15 protein-coding genes are annotated in these 18,058 nt (G+C 50.6%); 13 read left to right on the top strand and 2 right to left on the bottom strand.

What is annotated here, in order from left to right:
* Nucleotides 1-85: 85 nt before the first annotated feature.
* From M3200_RS09410 to M3200_RS09385, 6 genes are all read left to right on the top strand, one after another.
* Nucleotides 86-1,072: a M23 family metallopeptidase gene (locus tag M3200_RS09410; protein ID WP_022383271.1), complete on the top strand. Its 987-nt coding sequence runs from the start codon at nt 86-88 to the stop codon at nt 1,070-1,072.
* A 919-nt stretch (nt 1,073-1,991) separates the two neighbouring features.
* Complete coding sequence (locus M3200_RS09405) at nt 1,992-3,314, top strand: tetratricopeptide repeat protein (protein WP_022383270.1); 1,323 nt, start codon at nt 1,992-1,994, stop codon at nt 3,312-3,314.
* Nucleotides 3,315-3,329: 15 nt separating this feature from the next.
* Nucleotides 3,330-4,211 carry an SEL1-like repeat protein gene (locus M3200_RS09400; RefSeq protein ID WP_022383269.1) on the top strand — a complete coding sequence of 294 codons (882 nt, stop codon included), beginning with the start codon at nt 3,330-3,332 and terminating at the stop codon, nt 4,209-4,211.
* A 1,364-nt stretch (nt 4,212-5,575) separates the two neighbouring features.
* Entirely contained in the window at nt 5,576-6,484 is a 909-nt protein-coding gene (locus M3200_RS09395) for an RluA family pseudouridine synthase (protein ID WP_022383268.1), read from the top strand.
* Nucleotides 6,485-6,491: 7 nt separating this feature from the next.
* Nucleotides 6,492-7,304, top strand: coding sequence for a peptidoglycan editing factor PgeF (gene pgeF / locus M3200_RS09390; RefSeq protein WP_022383267.1), 813 nt, complete (start codon nt 6,492-6,494; stop codon nt 7,302-7,304).
* A gap of 22 nt (nt 7,305-7,326) precedes the next feature.
* On the top strand, nt 7,327-8,082 hold the full coding sequence (locus M3200_RS09385) for an SDR family NAD(P)-dependent oxidoreductase (RefSeq protein WP_022383266.1): 756 nt from the start codon (nt 7,327-7,329) through the stop codon (nt 8,080-8,082).
* Between the two features lie 862 nt (nt 8,083-8,944).
* On the opposite strand, the gene M3200_RS09380 is transcribed toward M3200_RS09385, so the two are convergent.
* Nucleotides 8,945-9,886 carry a LysR family transcriptional regulator gene (locus M3200_RS09380; RefSeq protein ID WP_022383265.1) on the bottom strand — a complete coding sequence of 314 codons (942 nt, stop codon included), beginning with the start codon at nt 9,884-9,886 and terminating at the stop codon, nt 8,945-8,947.
* 163 nt (nt 9,887-10,049) lie between these two features.
* Here M3200_RS09380 and M3200_RS09375 point away from each other — a divergent pair, with 163 nt between their 5' ends.
* The 7 genes from M3200_RS09375 (at nt 10,050) to M3200_RS09345 (ending at nt 15,713) form a co-directional block, all read left to right on the top strand.
* A complete protein-coding gene (locus M3200_RS09375) occupies nt 10,050-10,217 on the top strand; it encodes a hypothetical protein (RefSeq protein WP_022383264.1) in 168 nt (55 codons plus the stop codon).
* Nucleotides 10,218-10,247: 30 nt separating this feature from the next.
* The gene (locus tag M3200_RS09370; RefSeq protein ID WP_022383263.1) at nt 10,248-10,475 is read left to right on the top strand and encodes a hypothetical protein; all 228 of its coding nucleotides are present in this window, start codon (nt 10,248-10,250) and stop codon (nt 10,473-10,475) included.
* Nucleotides 10,476-10,672: 197 nt separating this feature from the next.
* Nucleotides 10,673-10,846, top strand: coding sequence for a hypothetical protein (locus M3200_RS09365; protein ID WP_022383262.1), 174 nt, complete (start codon nt 10,673-10,675; stop codon nt 10,844-10,846).
* Between the two features lie 484 nt (nt 10,847-11,330).
* Nucleotides 11,331-11,615, top strand: coding sequence for a hypothetical protein (locus M3200_RS09360; RefSeq protein WP_022383261.1), 285 nt, complete (start codon nt 11,331-11,333; stop codon nt 11,613-11,615).
* A gap of 329 nt (nt 11,616-11,944) precedes the next feature.
* Complete coding sequence (locus M3200_RS09355) at nt 11,945-13,042, top strand: tetratricopeptide repeat protein (protein ID WP_022383260.1); 1,098 nt, start codon at nt 11,945-11,947, stop codon at nt 13,040-13,042.
* A gap of 7 nt (nt 13,043-13,049) precedes the next feature.
* Complete coding sequence (locus M3200_RS09350; protein WP_022383259.1) at nt 13,050-14,375, top strand: SGNH/GDSL hydrolase family protein; 1,326 nt, start codon at nt 13,050-13,052, stop codon at nt 14,373-14,375.
* Between the two features lie 36 nt (nt 14,376-14,411).
* Entirely contained in the window at nt 14,412-15,713 is a 1,302-nt protein-coding gene (locus M3200_RS09345; RefSeq protein ID WP_022383258.1) for an SGNH/GDSL hydrolase family protein, read from the top strand.
* Between the two features lie 837 nt (nt 15,714-16,550).
* On the opposite strand, the gene M3200_RS09340 is transcribed toward M3200_RS09345, so the two are convergent.
* The gene (locus M3200_RS09340; RefSeq protein ID WP_022383257.1) at nt 16,551-17,330 is read right to left on the bottom strand and encodes a ZIP family metal transporter; all 780 of its coding nucleotides are present in this window, start codon (nt 17,328-17,330) and stop codon (nt 16,551-16,553) included.
* Nucleotides 17,331-18,058: the final 728 nt, after the last annotated feature.

Here is an 18,058-nt window from a genome sequence, read left to right as displayed (position 1 = left end):
ATCCGGGAAATCAGGAAGTGACCGGACGTTCGGTTTTCTGTGGGGGCAGGAAACTTAGGACGCATTCAATAGACAGCAGGCAAACATGAAAAAAACCGAAAATAAAGAAACCGGCGAAGTTTCATTCAGCTTCACCAGGCAGGAAATCAAAAAACTGAAAATCGGCGCCATTGCGGCGGCTGTCGTATTCGCGGCAAGCATCTGCATTGGCGGTTATTCCGCGTATTCTATGACGTCCCTCCGCCAGGAGAATACACTCTATAGAAACCAGTTGAAAATGGCAGAAGAAAAGATGGAAGCCCTGAATGACAAGACAAAAGCCATCGAAAAAATCTCCAGCCAGCTTCAGGACATGATCAAAGCCAATAATAACGGCGCCGGCGCCAACGTGCAGAATGGCGGCCAGGGAGGCCAGGGCGGTGCATCCACCGTACCGGATAAGGCAAGAGACGTATCCGCCTCCGACCATCAATCATCCGGGACCGCACAGGAAACTGACGATGGCAGCGCATCCGTTGCCACACCGGGCGACCTTCTCCGTGAAATGAGGAAACTTGACTCCCGTCTCGATTCCCAGATTAGGACCATGATCACCCTAAGAGAAGAACTCATGAACCAGACCTACGGCATGCAGGTCCAGCTCCTCAATACTAATGCCACCACACCGGATATCTGGCCCGTCAAAGGCGAGATCTCCAGCTACTTTGGCTACCGTTCCAGCCCCGGAGGCGGCATAGGCTCTACCTACCATGAAGGCATCGACATCGCAGGCGACTACGGCCTCCCAATCGAAGCCACAGCATCCGGCACCATCACCCAGGCAGGCTGGGTAGGCGGCTACGGCAACCTCGTCGAAATCAAGCACCCCGACGGCATCGTCACAAGATATGGCCATAACTCCGCCATTCTCGTCACCGTAGGCCAGCACGTCGACCAGGGCAGCGTCATCGCCATCATGGGCAGCACCGGAAACAGCACCGGCCCGCACTGCCACTACGAAGTCAGAGTCAACGGCACAGCCGTCGATCCCCTCTACTTCCTCCCAGGCAACTACGCGGGAAATAAACAGTAACCAAAAAGGATGTACACCAAAAGGCGTACATTCTCTTTTTTGGCAACGGGGAGTATGAAAAGAGAGGGAAAAAATGGAAAAAGAAAAGAAAGCCAGACAACCAGCTCCGGGCTGAAGGAAAACCAGACAACCTCGCGCTGCTCGGCATTCCTGAGTCCTGATTTTTCCGGGCGCCGCTAACACTCGCCTTCCCAGACGGGGAAGGTGCCTATATAAGTTCAAAACAAAACCATTGATTTTTTCATTTCACATCGCGAGCTGCCCACAACGGAGGGAAGAATTGCCTTTGACCTTGCCCTGGAAGGGAAGGTGGCGGCGGAGCCGACGGATGAGTTGCATTTCCTCAGCCGTTAGGCTGGTTTTGTGGTTTTCAAAGGTGCAGTTTCTAAAAAGGCTGGCGGATAGGGTTGATTACTACGAGCGCAGCGAGGTTTGCATGTTTTCCTTTGCGAAGCAGGGAAATGGTTTCAGAGCTCGCCCCGTAGGGGGAGCTGGCGACGGAGTCGACTGAGGAGGTTCATTTCCAACAGCCTTCAGACTGGTTGTGAAGGTTTTCCTTTTTACTCTCGCGCAGCTTGGTTGTAAAGGTTTTCATCTCCCTCAGCCGCAGGCGGGTTGTTCGGTTTTAAAATCCTTTTCCCCTCGCATCGCGAGGCTGTCCGGTTTTCAATCCTCGCTCGCGTCAATCTTACGTCCACCATATTGTTACTTTTTTCTATGGTATGTCTCTTTTCTCTAAAGTTTTACATATATCTCTATAACTAAAACAGTAAAAATAGTCCCATTTTTTCAGACTATTTTCTATAATATAGAAAAATTATAATATTTATTATTATTTTTCGACAAAATTCAATGTATGATAAAGGTGAAGAAGTGTCGATCCGTGGAAGAGCGGATCGGGCTTGAAATGAGGTGCCTTATGGATAATGAAACGAAACGCGCGGAATCGTTGTTCCTCGCAGGAGAGTTTGCAGAGAGTCTTTCGCTTTTGAAAGAGCTGGCGAAGGACCCGGCAAATGGCAGGGATCAGTACTTGCTCGGGCTCTTCTATTTCTATGCGGTGGAAGTACGCTGGAATGGAGACCGTTTCCTGGAGCTGGTGGACAGCGGATGGAGAGCAGGCGATGTGCTCTCCGGATTCTTCATCCTCTACCGGGACGGAGAAGGAAACAAGAAGGACATGACGGAGAAGTATGTAGAACATATGAAGAAACTTCTTCCGATGGCAAAGGCCGGCGATCCTTTTGCGATGCGCCAGATTGCGATTCTTTATGAACGCGGCCTGGGACGCAAGATCAATATGGATCAGGCCTATGACTGGTATGTTCGTTCAGCCGAGAAGGGGCTGTGCCTTTCTATGGCGGACGCAGGGCGTATCGCGATGGACGAAAGTTTCTCGCGGTATGATCCGAAGCTTGCTTTCACCTGGTTCCTGAAGGGGGCTGCGCTTGGGTATCACGAAGCGGAGCTGCGCCTCGGGGACTGCTTCTACGGCGCTATCGGCGTCGAAGAGGACAAGGAGAAGGCAGCGACCTGTTTTGAACGCGCTTCGAACCATGGAAACGGGGAAGCGTCGGATGCGCTGGGCACGATGTACGTCCTTGGCGACGGCATTTCCCAGGACATGGACAAAGCGTATGAATTCTTCACGAAGGGCGCAGAGCAGGGCTCTCCGAGCTGCATGTACAAGCTCGGCGACTGCTACCTCTACGGCCGCGGGACAGAAAGCAATTACGAAAAAGCGATGGATCTCTACCTGGCCGCCTGGGATAAGGGAAATGTCCCTGCCGGGCGATCCATCGGACGCATGCACCTTCTGGGGCTTGCGAAGAACAGTGATGCCAGCGAAGGCTTCCGTTGGATCGAGAAAGCTGCTGATACCGGCGATATCGATGCCATCGCCTCTCTGGGCGACTGCTATGTGAACGGGGCAGGCACAGAAGTCGACGAAGAAAAAGGAAGGACGCTCCTTGAAGAAGCCGCTGAGCAGGGACAGGCGGAAGCCATCTGCGAGCTCGGCGAGCTGGCACTCCGTGACCAGGACGGGGACGGCGCCGTCAGGCGTTTCAAGGAAGCAGCGGCGCAGGGCTATCCAAGGGCTGAAAATTTCCTTGGCCTCTGCTATGCGACCGGCATCGGCGGGACGAGAAATCTCCGTGCCGCTGAAGAATGTTTCAGAAGAAGTGACGCGCAGGGTGATCCTGACGCGAAGTTGTTGATTCAGCAATATTTGAATGCCTGATTGTATGGAGGGACAATGAATCAGTCACAGGGTGAGTCTTTATTTATGCAGGGAAAAATCGACGAAGCGGTCGTAGAACTTCAGAAAGAAGCGAAGATGGGGGCGCCAAGAGCCATGTACCTCATCGGCTGCTGTCTTCGCGAAGGCTACGGCCACGTCGAAGCCGACGAAAGGAAAGCAGTCAAATGGTTCCAGAAAGGTTACGAGGAAGGCAGCGCACTCTGCGGCATTTCCCTCGTGAACGGGACCGATGATCAGGAAATGTGGGATATCGTGAATGAATGCTTCCCGCGTGTCCTCAAGGCTGCCGTTTCCGGCGACGTCCTTGCGATGGATGAAGCAGGGCATTTCTATCTGGGCGCTCTCATCGTCAATTTCGAAGAAGGCATGAAGTGGCTGACGAAAGCAGCGCTCGCTGAATACTGGCGTGCGCTCTACGATCTGGGCTCCGCCTACGAAGAAGGGTACGCCGTTCCAAGAAACGAAGAACGCGCCATGCTCTGCTTCAAGAAAGCGGCAGAATTTCATGACCAGTACAGTGAATACAAAGTGGGCGAGATGCTCCTGAACTCCTGGAAAAAGGAAAAAGACACGAAGAAAGCAGCTGAATGGCTGAAAAAGTCGTGGAAACACGGCAACGGTGAAGCAGCCATGCTCCTCGCGTCCGTCTATGAAAACAGCGACGACAAGGAAGACCAGGAGAAAGCCTTCCGCTGGTACGAAAGAGCGGCCGAAGCCGGCATCCCCCGCGCCCAGTACGCAGCAGGCATGATGTACCTTGAAGGCCACGGCACCGAAGAAAACCGAGACGAAGCCTTCCGCTGGATCGCAGCAGCCGCAGAAAATGGCGTAGACGAAGCAGAAGCCGTTCTCGAACATAACGGGTATATGATTTAAGAAATCCAAAGAAAAAGCATTGAAAACTCGAAACGAGCTTTCAATGCTTTTTTTGATGCGGAAATGGAGGAAAACCGGAGAAGCTCGCTGCGTAAGAGGGGTGCATTTCCAGCATAATATAAATTTTTACCAACACGTTTTGTCCTATAACCCTCATCTCGGCTAGAATGGCTGGGAGGAACAAGCAGAGCTGATTAAGTGAAAAACCACGTTGATTTAACGCTCAACGTGGTTTTTTATTGTGCAAATAGCGGCTGCGCTGCTAAAAGGCCATGGTACGCCTTGAAATCTAAAGGCTCTTATGTAGAAATTACTTGGCTGGAAGCGGCCTGGGAGGATAGGAAGCTGCTGATTAATAAAAAAGAGCACCGATCATTACGATCGATGCTCTTTTTGCTTGCTCGTTATCAACGAGCATCGCTAAAATGCCAAGGTACGCCTTATTATCTAAAGGCTCTTATATAGAAACAGTACAACCGCCAAGTATGGCGAATCGGAAAACATGCCAACCGAAAGGCTTCTCCACGGGGGAGCTGGCGCCGGAGGCGACTGAGGAGGTGAAGTTCCTCGAGCGAAGCGAGGTTTAAGGGTGTTAACCTTGTTCCGAAAGGAGAAGGTGTCAGCGTAGCTGACGGATGAAATGGAGCGAGGTTTAAGGGTGTTAACCTTGCTCCGAAAGGAGAAGGGGAACCGCGGAACGCGAGGGATAAGATGTAGTTATCGAGCGAAGCGAGGTTGTACGGTTTACTCTCAGTTGCCGCGCCATCGCTAAAAATGCCAAGGTACGCCTTATTATCTAAAGGCTCTTATATAGAGACAACACAACCGCGACGGGGCGCGAATTAAAAAACCGTAAAACCAGCCTGCGGCTGTAGAACTGCATCTCATCCGTCAGGCAACAGAAATTCGGAGCCTGACACCTTCTCCTGGCGGCGCAAGGTCAACACCATTTCCTTGCTTCGCAATCGGAAAACAAGCCAACCTCGTTCCACTCGCAGAACCTTTTATAAAAACCAATGAATACTGCACCCCTTTTTCTGGCAATATTAAAAAATTTCACAAAATAAAAACCATACAACCAGACTAAAGTCTGTCCGAACTACTGTATCCACCACAAAAGTGGTCCCCCTTCTCTTCCAGAGCAAGGTCAAAGGCATTCTTCCCCGCTGGGGCAGGTCCAAACTTCCGCATCGACGTAAGCGGTTATAATCAATCGTGATTTACAGAGTCCTGTTTTTTCTCACTCCTTCCCCTTTTTATTTTTCTTCTCTAACTTTTTCTTGGTTTTCTGTTACAATATATATAGAAGAGTATGAAATACGGATGATTCGGTATGGTCTTTTTTTATGGGAGAGGGTGATGGTATGGACATGAAGGTTGTGGTGGATCCCTGGTTTGAGGGGAAGGAGCTGCGGCATTTTGTGCGTGGACATATGCATCTCTCTTCTTCTCTTTGGAAGAAGATCAAGTGGAATGGGAAGATCCTGATTAATGGCAGGCAGGTGTTTAATGCCCGGACGGCGCTGCATGCAGGGGATGAGATTACTCTGATCTGGTCGGAGGAGAATGATATCCTTCCGGTGAATATTCCTTTGGATATAGTCTATGAGGATCCTTGGCTTTTGATCGTGAATAAGGGGCCTCATATGATTATCCATCCTACGGCGAAGTCGACGCAGGAGACTTTGGTGAATGCGGTGGCGTGGTATTTCAAGGAGAAGGGCGAGGATGCGGGGATTCATCCTGTGTATCGTCTGGATCGGAATACGACGGGACTTGTCGTTGTCGCCAAGTCTGCTAATATGCAGTATGACCTTTCGAAGTCTCATGATTCGATATTCCGTGAGTACCTGGCTCTTGTGGGCGGAGAAATCGTGATGGGGGATGAGGCGAAGAATATCATCGGCGAACCAATCGGGCGCAAGCCTGGCAGTATCGTAGAGTGGATGGTCAGGCCCGATGGGAAACCGGCATGGACCGAGTACATGGTGCTGGCGCATTCATGGAAGACGTCGCTGGTGCGTGTCCACCTCCTAACGGGAAGGACGCATCAGATCCGCGTCCATTTCTCTCATATGCATCATCCGCTTCTTGGAGATGACCTTTATGGAGGCTCGATGGAGCTGATCCAGCGGCAGGCGCTCCATGCGTATAATGTAGAATTTTTGCATCCGGTGACAGGGGAGAAGATGAAATTTACCGCTCCTGTTCCTGATGATATGAAGTCTTTGATTACGAATATCTGGCCTGATCTGGATATTTCCAAACTATGAGGTGCCTATGACGATTCAGAAGAGAAACGGAGTTTCATACCTGACCTTTGATGTATTTGAAAACGCGCCCCTTACGGCTGCTGTCTCCTGCAGGGATGGCGGTGTCAGCCAGGGGTTTTTCACTAGCCTGAATATGGGGCTCCATGTTGGGGACGATCCTTCCCTTGTTGTGGAGAACAGGAAACGTTTCTTTGATGCGCTTGGCGCAGACAGCAGAACACTCATCAACTGCAGCCAGGTGCACGGGACGCATATAGAAATCGTGGGAAAAGAAGACTGCGGACGAGGAGCGCTTTCGCTCGATACGGCCATCCCGGATACGGACGGACTGATTACGAATGAAGCGAACGTCCCAATCACGATGAATTACGCCGACTGCACGCCTCTTTTTTTCTATGATCCGAAGGGCGTCATTGCCCTTTCCCATGGAGGATGGCGCGGGACAGCGGGAAATATTGTAGGAAAGACCATTTCCATGATGGAAAAGAAATATGGCTCGAAGAGAGAAGATATCCGTGCTGCCATCGGGCCGGCCATCGGTCTCGAATGCTTCGAGGTCGGGAGAGATGTCATTGAAGCGATGAAAGCTCTCTTTACTGATGAAGAAATGAAAAAGCTCAGTTGCACGAAGGAAAATGGAAAATTTCTCTTCGACCTGCCGGGAGCCAACCACGTTCTCATGAGAAAAGCAGGCATTGCGGAAGATCACATCGAGGACTGTGGGATCTGCACCTATTGCCATGATGATATTTTCTACTCCTACAGGAAAGCAGGAGGAAAGACAGGACGCCATATGGCCGTCATGATGCTGAAGAATTAAGTTTCATAAAGGAGATGCGCGTATGAGGACAGCGGTCGTCACCGGAGCCTCCTCCGGACTCGGACGGGAATTCGTGAAACAGCTATCCGAAGAAGGAAAACTGGATGAAATCTGGGTCATCGCCAGAAGAAGAGAAAAGCTCGAAGAACTCGCTTCTTCCGTAAAAACGCCCCTTCGTATTTTCGGCGCAAGCCTGGATGACGAAGGCCTTTACGGTCTCCTTTCCGTCCTGATGGAAAGAGAAAAGCCTGACATCCGCCTCCTCATTAATAACGCAGGAAGAGGAACCATGACCACCCTCGACGAAGAAACCACTGAAAACGCCGTCAGCATGATCGGCCTGAACTGCCAGGCTCCCGTGAAAATGATGAAACTCTGCCTTCCCTATATGAAAGAAGGAGCAGGGATTATCAACGTAGCATCCGTCGCAGGACTCCTGCCCCTCCCGGACCTCGCCGTCTACGGCGCGACAAAAGCCTTCCTCCTTTCCCTCTCCCAGGCAGTCAATGAAGAAATGAAAGAGAGAAACATCCACGTCATGGCCCTCTGCCCCTACTGGATCAAAGACACCGAATTCATAGGGAAAGCAGGCGCCGAAGGCCGCATCTCAGAAAAAGGCATCCTCAATGCCGAAGAAACAGTAAAAAAAGCCCTCGAAGACCTCCGCCACGGAGAAACAGTCAGCCTCCCAAGCAAAATGGCCAAACTTACCGCCCTGGGCACCCGCTTCGCCCCGCTCGGGCTAGTATGGAAAATAAGGAAATGGATGAAAGTGTAGGGGGGCTAACCGAAAGGCTTCCTCTTAGAGGAAGAAGGGCCGTAGGCCGGTCTTAACCTTGCTCCGGGAGGAGAAGGTGGCGGCGGAGCCGACGGATGAGTTGCATTTCCTAGGCCGTAGGCCGGTTGTCTGGTTTTACTTGCCTTCCCAGACGGGGAAGGGGAACCGCAAACGCGGTGGATAGGGTTGATTACCGACAGCCGAAGGCTGGTTGTGCGGTTTTCCATCGAACGAAGTTCTTGAGGTTTTCAGATAGAACCAATAAATACATTTGTTAGTATCCTTTAATGGAATATTCCAATAGAAAAAGGGACTGTGGCAAAATGATTAACCATTTTGTTACAGCCCTTTTTTTGATGGGGAAATGGAGAGAAAACTGTAGAAGCTCGATGGAATCGGGCGAAAAACCGGACGACCTCACGATGCTCGTGGAACATTTTTATAGTTTTAGGTGCGATGAATCATGCACACCTTCAGTCGAACATCAGTGTTAAAAGTTCGACAGCTTCCCCTAACGGGGACTCCCAAAAGCGCTGAAATTGTTTTTCTCACATCTTCAAAATCGAAAGTGATAAAAAGGCGAACAGCACCAGCGGTAAAAGCTGTCCCCGTTAGGGGAAAGTGGCGCGGATGCGCCGAAAGGGGTTCATTTTCTAAAAAGGCCGGCGGATAGGTTTGATTACCACGCAGCAGAGCTGCGGTCGTAAGGTTTTCCTTCTTTTACTAAAAATGTTTCACGTGAAACATTTTTGTTTTCTGTTTTTTTTCTTTTCCCATTTTCCTTTTTGTTTTAAGGGTTTTCCTGTTGTATGGTTTTCTTTCTTTTTCCCCTTTTTATGGTTTTCCTCCATATTTCCCCTTTTTAAATTCCATTCTCCCTCGCGAGTTCTTCCTTCAGAAGCTGTATGAATTCATCGCGGATGGACCAGGGGGCGGCTTTTGTCCTTACGCCTACGGACATGGCATACTTGGTCTCCGGCAGGGGGATGACGTACATTTCCCTGAGGTCTTCTTTGGAAAGGGAGGAGCGGACGAGGTTCTGGGGGCAGAAGAGGGCACCCATGCCTTTTCCGGAGAGGCAGAGGAGGGTTTCCATGTTGTTGGACATGCAGCGGATGAAGGGTGTGAAGGGCGCTTCGGCGAGGTAGAGTGTCTCGAAGTAGCCGGAGACGTTTTCGCCCCGGGTATTCAGGAAGGGGCATTTGGCGAAGGGACGCATGCCTTCTTTGACGTCCCTCTGGAGGGCGGCGGAGACTTCTTCGATGGTGCCTTCTACGGTTTCGTCGAAGAGTTTCTTTGTGATGAGGAGGCAGATTTGTTCTTCGTAGATCGGTTTTATTTCAATGCCTGGCGGGACTTCCCTGTAGTGCCCGATGGAGAGGTCGATATCGCCTTCGACGAGGCGGGTCCTGAGCTGTTTATTCGTGGATTCCAGAATGCGGAATGTGACGCCCGGGTGCTTGTCCCCAAATTTCTTCAGGATGGGCGGAAGAAGGGTCCTGCCGCGGACATAGCCAACGCCGATACGCAGTTCTCCTGTTTTTTCTTCTGCGATGTCGAGGAGGGAGCGGCGCATGGATTCCTCTTCGCCTGTGAGAGAGAGGGCGTAATGGAAGAAGGTCCTTCCTCCATACGTAAGCTCGAGGGGGACATGGCGGATGATAAGCTTGCAGTTCAGCTCGCGCTCCAGCGCGGCGATGCTGGCAGAGAGCGTCTGCTGGGAAATATGGAGTTTCTCAGCTGCGCGTGTGAAATTCTTCTCCCTCGCGAGCATGATGAAATAATGCAGCGATTGAAAGTTCATAGTAACTCCTTTCCATGGTTTATTTTCTTTATTATAACAAAAAGACCATGTAAAATATACGAATTTAAACAGTTGGATATTGTTACTTGAAAAACCTATACTATGGACAGATCGAAGAGATCAAGAAAATCAAAGAAATGAACACAGAAAGGAAGCATACAAAATGGAAAAAATCATTGATCGTGAAAACAAGGAAGCAGTCAAAGCATTGAAGAAGGATAACTTCTACTTCGGCTACATGGCAGCCAGGAAACTGGAAAGAGCCGATTACGTAGAAACCATCAGCGGCCTCAGAAAACCGGAAGCTAAGAAAATCAAAGCCGCTGTCTAAGAAAATACCGGCAGAAAGGAAGCAGGAATCATGGAAAAAATCATTGATACAGTCAATAAGAAAGCCGTTGAGGACATGAAAGAAGAGAGTCCGTACACAGCCTTCAAGAGTGAGAAGAACCTGGAAAGAGCGGAAGACCTGGAAGAGAAGGCAGCTGCTTCCAAAGGTGAAAAGGAAGAGTCTTCTGAAGACTACGTTTCCTTCAAGGAAAAGAAAAACCTCGAGCGTGCCAGCCGCATCATCGAGAATGAAAAGTAACAAAAACAATCAGTAAAAAGTACTATCTAAAACAGTTGGATTTAGTATAGTAGGAAATCTATACTATAGGTGAAAGGAAGGAAAGGCCCGGAATTCCCGAGATTTCCTTCATATCACCGGAAACCCGGTACCAGCAGAAAGGAGGCATACAGCGCGGGATCTCCCGGTCGTTCAAGAGCGGAAGGGAAGGATTTATCATGATGAAAATCTTAGAGTATGAAATCAGAAAGGGCGTCAAGCATTTCAAGAAGGAATACGGTTACTTCGGCTACCTGGCTGAGAGAAAACTCGACCGCGCAGCATACATCAACGATTGTGTCCTTGGCCATCCGAGAAAATCGGCCAGACACATGGCAAAACACCCGGCGTAATTCCCCGAGGATAAAAAAATGATCAATCAAATCACTGTTAAAAAGGAGCCCTGAAGCATTGCTGCAAGGCTCCTTTTTAGCGGGGTCTCTGTTGACAATTTATTTTTTTCGCCTATAATATGGAGTACAAAGAAGAACCGGTTTCGGGACTTTCCCTCGGGGAATTAGACCCCTTTGGGCCCGCGATGGGTTCTTTTTTATTGTCTGCATACATATCGCAATAGCGCTATTGGTAATCATTCCTACAAATAAAACTTGTGACTTCCACAAATTGAATTTGTTTGTCTGTATTTCGAAAAACATCTATACTATAAACAGATAGTCAGATACTTCATAGAGATAGTACTCATAATTCAATCGGGGGTTCTATCGTCATGAGGCAGTCATTTTTCGACGCTGCCCGTCACTTGTAATAACCCGGGGGCTTGATGGTACGGCGCTAGTCTTATTTGGGGAGTTTTTCTTCAAGAAAGGATGACGAATCATGGAAAAGAAAGTAGAAGAAATGACAGAAGAGGCCATTGAGAAAATGAAAAAGGAGCACGAATTCTCCGGTTTCCGTACAGAGAAAACGATGGAACGTGCTGAGCAGCTCGAAGACGCAATGGGCCAGGCTGACAAAGACGTCAGCGGTGAAACAGAAGTAGAAAAAGTCGATGAGAAAGCAGTCGAAGATCTGAAGAAGAAACATGAATTCTCCGGCTATGTCGCAGAAAAGACAATGGAAAGAGCCGAAGAAATCGTCGATGCTCTGAAAGAAGACAAATAATTTGTTTCCATGGATTGAATCCACCAATCTATGCATATAAATCAGAAAGGCCAGCCGTAAAGCTGGTCTTTTTGATTGGGAAAATGGGGAAGTGGACGAGCACCGCTAAAATGCCAAGACCCGTACCACCTCCTACCCTCCACTCCCTGCATTCCTGCCGCTTTCCCATACGGAAAAGGTATGAAACCAGATTCAAAAGAGGAATGGAAAGATTCGATAATTTCTATATATCCGGCCGTTTTCTCTGTTATAATAATTGTAGAAAGAATGATTGATCTGGCGTATAATGATTGGATGTTTTATACATGGTACGCATGGAAGGAGTCTGTATGACAGAGATAGAGAAAGCGCGGGAGCTTTTTGTTTCCTGCCGCTTGAAGGAGGCAAAGCCTCTCTTGGAGGAACTGGCCGGGGCCGGTGACAGCGATGCGCTGTACATGCTGGCCATGATGACGTATGACGTGGATATCGCTATCGAGCTTCTGGCAAAGAGCGCTGCGAAAGGAAATGCGGGCGCCAAGCTGATGCGCCTTGCGCTCATGGCAGATGCTTCGGAGGAAACGATCGCCGAAGCTGAGAAGTCGATCATCCCGGAAATAGAGAAAGGGGCAGAAGAAGATCCCGTTCTTGCCGATGCGCTGGGAACGTTTTACCTCGTTTATGGAAAGAAGCGCGAAGGATGGACAGAGAAGGGGATGGCCCTCCTCTCCATAGCAGAGCAGAAAGAATACTGGAAAGCATCGATTCACCTCGGAAGCGCGTTCAATGAGCTGCGCGAAAATCCGCTGGGGGATGCAGACCAGTTCAATCCGGGCGAAGCCATCATCCATTTCTCCTTTGCCGCTGTGAAAGGCGCACCGGAAGCGGAGTATTTCATGGGCTTCCTCGTTTACAGGGGCCTTGGAACGAAGCAGGACCAGAAGGCAGCCATCCAGCTCTGGAAGAAAGCGGCGGCCTCGGGCTACATGACCGCGGCGCTGACGCTCGGCTTCGTCCTTTCCTTCTCCAAGAACGAGAAGGAAAAGAAGGATGGCTTCAAGTACACGAAGATGGCAGCCGAATTGGGAGATCCGACGGCAGAAGGAAATCTGGCAAACTGCTACTACTACGGCACAGGCACGAGGAAGGACAGACGTCTGGCCCGCCTCTACTACAAAAAAGCCGCAGAGAAGGGGATGGAGTCGTCTGCCATGCAGCTTGGCGTCATGTACTACGAAGACGGCAAGGACGACAAAGCCTTTGAAATATTCAGGAAATCCGCGGAAAACGGCTATCCGGCATCAATGGGATGGCTGGCCGCTTGTTATGAAAATGGGTATGGAACAGAAAGAAACAGGGAAATGGCGAAATTCTGGCTGACCCGCGCTGCCGATCTGGGCGACGAGGACGCGAAGAAAGCGCTTTCCATCATTTCCGGGAATGGTTAAGGATTCAATGATTAGAAAAGAATGTATTTCAATTCTGGCGGCATGCCTTCTGGGCATTTCTTCGCTGCCAGCTTTCGCGGCGGCACCGGTCATTCCGCAGATGCCTGACCGCATTATCCGGGCGGAAAATGCGAAGGAGGGGCTGAATGCGCCTTCTTCGGAAAAGGATCTCGTGCTCCTCACATGGGCAGAAAATCCGGAATCCGTCCGCTATGAAGTGGAAATTTTCCGCGGTATTCCTTACAACCTGGACCGCAACGAACCTCTGGCGGATCACGTCTATGACAACCAGAGAATCTATACGAATAAAGTCATCATCGACCTGTCGAAGATTCCAGCAGGGGACGGCGTGCTCTACTGGCGCGTGCGCCCGATCGATGCCGACTGGACAGGCCTTGCGCCGTTCTCAGCTCCGATGGAAGTCAGGAGCACGATGAAGCGCCTTGGCCGCGATGCGCCGCTTCCGAACGTCTATCGTCCGGAAAACGGTTCCTCGCTCCTCTATCCCGTCTATTCCTACGCAGGGATCCCGGGCGCGGCGAAGTACGAAGTGGAAGTGACAGACTCCTATCCGGAAACCCTTTCCGGCACAGCGCCTTCTGCCCACCGCGTCTTTTCCCGCGTGACCTCCCTTTCGAACGTCTATGACAGCGATCCCAGAATCGGGACCTACTACTGGCGCGTCAGGGGGATGGACGAGACAGGCGCGCCCGTCGGCGAATGGAGCCTTCCCGAACGCGTGAGAAATGACGTCGAGAGCCGCTACAATGTCGGCATCTTCGGCGACAGCATTACTCAGGGCGGCGGCCATCTCTACCACAGCCCCGCCGATATGGCGTACAGCTACGTTTCCTACCTCGATTTCCCGGCCGTCAATATGGGAAGAAGCGGCGACACCGTGGAAATGATGTACGACCGCTTCGACAGGGACGTCCTTCCCTTCCACGTGAAGTACCTTCTCATCATGGGAGGCATCAATGACCTTCGCATGGGCACGAGCCCGGACAAGGCCATCGAGTACCTGGAAAAAATCCGTCAGAAGTGCATCGACCACGGCATCACGCCGATTCTCATGACCATCGTGCCGCTCAATCCGGAAAACATCCAGAAATACTACGGCGAGACCACCTATGCAGGCTGGAAGGAATCCGTCGCCAAAGTGAACGCCTACATCCGGACGAAACCATATATCGACACCGCCGCACCCTTCGCATCCTTCGACGTCATGCCGTCGGAATTTGCCATGGACGGCATCCACGGCGACTGGAACGCCAAGCAGATGATCGCAGGGGAAATCAACCGCGAAATCGGCCATTTCATACCGACCTATTAATAGAAATCTTATAAGAAAGGCAGGGGGGAGATTTCGATGAGAAAACATTACTGGAAATATAAATGCACAGCAGCACTGCTGATGCTCTGGTGCGCCGCCGGGACGCTCGCGCCGGCAGAAGGGGGAGATCTGATCGGACTTTCCTGGAAACCCGATTACGATGCCGTGCGCTACGAAGTGCAGATGAAAGACGATGACGGCATGTTCTACGAAAACCAGTTCGTCTACGCCAATTCCGTCCTCCTGGACAAGAAAGGACGCCTGGAACATCCTGAAAACGTTTCCTACCGCGTCCGCCCAATCGACTTCGACGGAAACCCGATCAGCGCCTTCACGCCATACATGCCGTTTGAAGACGGCGCCTTCAAGGACGACCGCGACGCGCCGTACCAGAAACCGGACAGAAGCGGGGAACAGGGCGGAGCCATGCTCTATCCCGTCTATTCCTTCGTCTGGATGCCCGGCGCTGCTTCCTATGAAGTCGAAGTGACCACCCAGCCTCCGGAAAATCCGACAGGTACCGATCCCTCCCTCTTCCGCCTCTGGAGCGCCAAGACTGAGCTGAGCGACCTCTATGACGCAAGACCGAGGACAGGCACCTACTACTGGCGCGTCCGCGGCATCGATGCCAAAGGAAATCCTGTCGGCGAATGGAGCGAAGCACAGAAACGCACCACCGACCCCGATGCAGGATGGGTCGTCGGCGTCTTTGGAGACAGCATCAGCCACGGCGGAGGACGCATGTCCTACAGCCCCAACGACCTCGAATACTCCTACGAGCACTACCTCGATTTCCCTGTCATCAACCTGTCCCAGAGCGGCGACACCAGCGAATCCATACTCGAAAGATTTGACAGAGACGTCCTACCCTTCCATGTGAAATACCTTCTCATCATGGGAGGCAGCAACAGCTTAAGAGGCGGCGTCCCTGCCGAAGACGTCATCGAGGACCTGAAAGCCATCCAGCAGAAATGCATCGACAACGGCATCACACCCATCCTCATGACCCTTCCGCCGATCAACCCGGCCAGCATCAAGAAAACCTTCGACGAACCCACCGTAGACGACTGGCAGACACCCTTTGCCAAAGTCAACGCCTTCATCCGCACCCAGCCCCACATCGACATTGCCGCTGCCTTCCCCCTTGACCCGGGAATGACACCAGCCCTTGCCCTGGACGGCCTCCACGGAGACGTCGTCGCCAAACAAAGAATGGCCGCTGTCATCAACGAGCACATCCGTGACTTCGTCAAAGAACCCATGGCCCTGCCCGAAAATCAGACGGAAGAAACCAAAGAAAACACCAATGCTGCAAAAACCTCGCTACTGCCAGATTGACAGCACGAAAGAAAAAAGCGAAGAAATTCACCGGGATAAGTTATACACAAACTGTGGAAAACTTTGTGAATAAAAACAAGTAAATAACTACCTGTGAAAATGTGAAAACCTCGATAATATCGGAAAAACAGCAAATAAAAAGATTCACACAGCCTCTTTTCACAGCCTGTGAATATTATGAAAAACTCTTGGGATAAATCACAAACCCCATGCAAAAATCCCTGTGCTGCCCCAAAAACACTGGGAAAACGAGACTTTTCAAACAAACCACTATATATATCCTTCCTGTGAATAAAACCGACTATATATAGTAAAGACGCCAAGGGACAAACCATCCCAAGGCGTCTTTTTTTGACAAAAACCAAGAAAATGTTTCACGTGAAACATTTCCCAAACCGCAGCAGCAGAAAAAACAGCAGAAAACCAAAATGGCAACAGCAAGGATTTTGAAGAGCATACTTTGAACCATTTAAAACGAGCTGCTACGAACTACTATGTACTGAGTCCTGACTTTTCTCGATTATCGTAAAGCTGTCACCGTCAGGGGAAAGGGGTTCATTTTCCCAAGCGCCGCTAACACTTGCCTTCCCAGACGGGGAAGGTGCCCGAAGGGCGGATAGAGTTGATTACCACGAGTGCGCGCGGTTGTATGGTTTTGAACTTGACCTTGCCTCGTAGAGGAAGGTGGTCCCGGAGGGACCGGAAACATCATTTCCCAGCCTGTAAGGCGGTTGTATGGTTTTCACTCTCTATTCTCAAATCCCCATCCCCTCCAAAATTCTCACAAAAAAACCGCCATGAAATTTTCACAGCGGTTTTTTTATTTGTATGTAGTTGTTATCCCAGTGCGACGTCGAGAGCCATCATGACCATGAAGCCTACGGCAAAGGAGAGGACTCCGATATCGGAGTGTTCACCTTCGGACATTTCCGGGATGAGTTCTTCTACAACGACGTAGAGCATAGCACCTGCGGCGAAGGAAAGGAAGTAAGGCATCATCGGGACGACCATGGCGGTGACCAGGATCGTCAGCGTGCCTCCGATCGGTTCTACGATGCCGGAGAGGACGCCTCCTATGAAGGATTTCCAGCTGCCCATGCCGGCGGATTTCAGCGGCATGGAAATAATAGCGCCTTCAGGGAAGTTCTGGATGGCAATCCCAAGCGACAGTGCCATGGCAGCCGCAGCAGTGATTCCTGCGTGTCCGGAAAGGAAGCCTGCATAAACGACACCGACGGCCATGCCTTCAGGGATATTATGAAGCGTCACGGCCAGGACAAGCATCGTCGTCCTTTCCAGGTGGCTCTTCGGGCCTTCTGCTTTCTTCGCATTCATATGAAGATGCGGGATCACATGATCCAGCAGCAGAAGGAAAAGGATGCCGACGCCGAAACCAATCGTCGCCGGAAGGAACGCCATCTTTCCGAGAGGCTCAGACTCTTCGATCGCAGGGATCAGAAGACTCCAGACCGATGCCGCCACCATCACGCCGGCCGCAAAACCCGTCAGCCCGCGCTGTACAGAGCGGTTCATCTCGCCGCGCATAAAGAACACACACGCAGCCCCCAGAGACGTCCCGAGGAAGGGGATAAACAATCCCCAGAATACATCAGACATAAAATTTCTCCTTATTCAGTTAGTCGGTAATCATTTCAATAAAAAGGGAATTCTTATTGAAAACAATTATCACTTATACATTACTCCACGTTTCGATTCCTGTCAATATATTACCATAAAGAGAACGAGAGAGGAGAAAATAGGTAGACAATTGGGGAGCATAGGACAGGGGAAACCGTATGAATAAGAAAACCACACAAATGGGAAAAACGTATGAATGGAAAAACCATACAACCAAGCTGCGCTTGTGGAACCTTTTATAAAAACCAATGAATACTGCACCCCTTTCTCCGGCAACAGTTAAAAGATTGGCCGGATCCTCCCCCGATGGTGGAGGTCAAAACCTTCTGTATCGTCGTGTACCGCTATTATTAACTGCGATGTACTGAGTTCCGATTTTCAGGGCCGTAGGCCGGTCTTGACCTTGCCCTGGAAGGGAAGGTGCCCGACCTCAAATTCTGATGTCGGGTGGATGAGTTGCAGTTACTCGGACAGAGTCCGGTTGTATGGTTTTTAAAGGTGCAGTTTCTAAGAAGGCCGGTGGAAAGAGTGTAGTATTCCTTAATGCTTTCAATATAAAAAGGTTTTTCGAGCGAAGCGAGGTTTGCCTGTTTTCCCTTTGCGAAGTAAGGAAAGGGTTTTAGAGCTCGCCCCGTAGGGGGAGCTGGCGCGCCTGCGCCTGAGGAGATTCATCTGGGGACGCGGACAAAAAGTTGGACCAATTGACA

It is taken from the genome of Dialister sp. CAG:357 (assembly GCF_000435155.1).
GTDB lineage: Bacteria > Bacillota > Negativicutes > Veillonellales > Dialisteraceae > Dialister > Dialister hominis.
Note: the sequence above shows the minus strand (reverse complement) of the source record. Positions and strands in the feature narration are given on the sequence as shown.

Coding starts and splice junctions, on each gene's coding strand:
- M3200_RS09410 (WP_022383271.1), top strand. CDS start 86: ATGAAAAAAACCGAAAATAAAGAAACCGGCGAAGTTTCATTCAGCTTC.
- M3200_RS09405 (WP_022383270.1), top strand. CDS start 1,992: ATGGATAATGAAACGAAACGCGCGGAATCGTTGTTCCTCGCAGGAGAG.
- M3200_RS09400 (WP_022383269.1), top strand. CDS start 3,330: ATGAATCAGTCACAGGGTGAGTCTTTATTTATGCAGGGAAAAATCGAC.
- M3200_RS09395 (WP_022383268.1), top strand. CDS start 5,576: ATGGACATGAAGGTTGTGGTGGATCCCTGGTTTGAGGGGAAGGAGCTG.
- pgeF (WP_022383267.1), top strand. CDS start 6,492: ATGACGATTCAGAAGAGAAACGGAGTTTCATACCTGACCTTTGATGTA.
- M3200_RS09385 (WP_022383266.1), top strand. CDS start 7,327: ATGAGGACAGCGGTCGTCACCGGAGCCTCCTCCGGACTCGGACGGGAA.
- M3200_RS09380 (WP_022383265.1), bottom strand. CDS start 9,886: ATGAACTTTCAATCGCTGCATTATTTCATCATGCTCGCGAGGGAGAAG.
- M3200_RS09375 (WP_022383264.1), top strand. CDS start 10,050: ATGGAAAAAATCATTGATCGTGAAAACAAGGAAGCAGTCAAAGCATTG.
- M3200_RS09370 (WP_022383263.1), top strand. CDS start 10,248: ATGGAAAAAATCATTGATACAGTCAATAAGAAAGCCGTTGAGGACATG.
- M3200_RS09365 (WP_022383262.1), top strand. CDS start 10,673: ATGATGAAAATCTTAGAGTATGAAATCAGAAAGGGCGTCAAGCATTTC.
- M3200_RS09360 (WP_022383261.1), top strand. CDS start 11,331: ATGGAAAAGAAAGTAGAAGAAATGACAGAAGAGGCCATTGAGAAAATG.
- M3200_RS09355 (WP_022383260.1), top strand. CDS start 11,945: ATGACAGAGATAGAGAAAGCGCGGGAGCTTTTTGTTTCCTGCCGCTTG.
- M3200_RS09350 (WP_022383259.1), top strand. CDS start 13,050: ATGATTAGAAAAGAATGTATTTCAATTCTGGCGGCATGCCTTCTGGGC.
- M3200_RS09345 (WP_022383258.1), top strand. CDS start 14,412: ATGAGAAAACATTACTGGAAATATAAATGCACAGCAGCACTGCTGATG.
- M3200_RS09340 (WP_022383257.1), bottom strand. CDS start 17,330: ATGTCTGATGTATTCTGGGGATTGTTTATCCCCTTCCTCGGGACGTCT.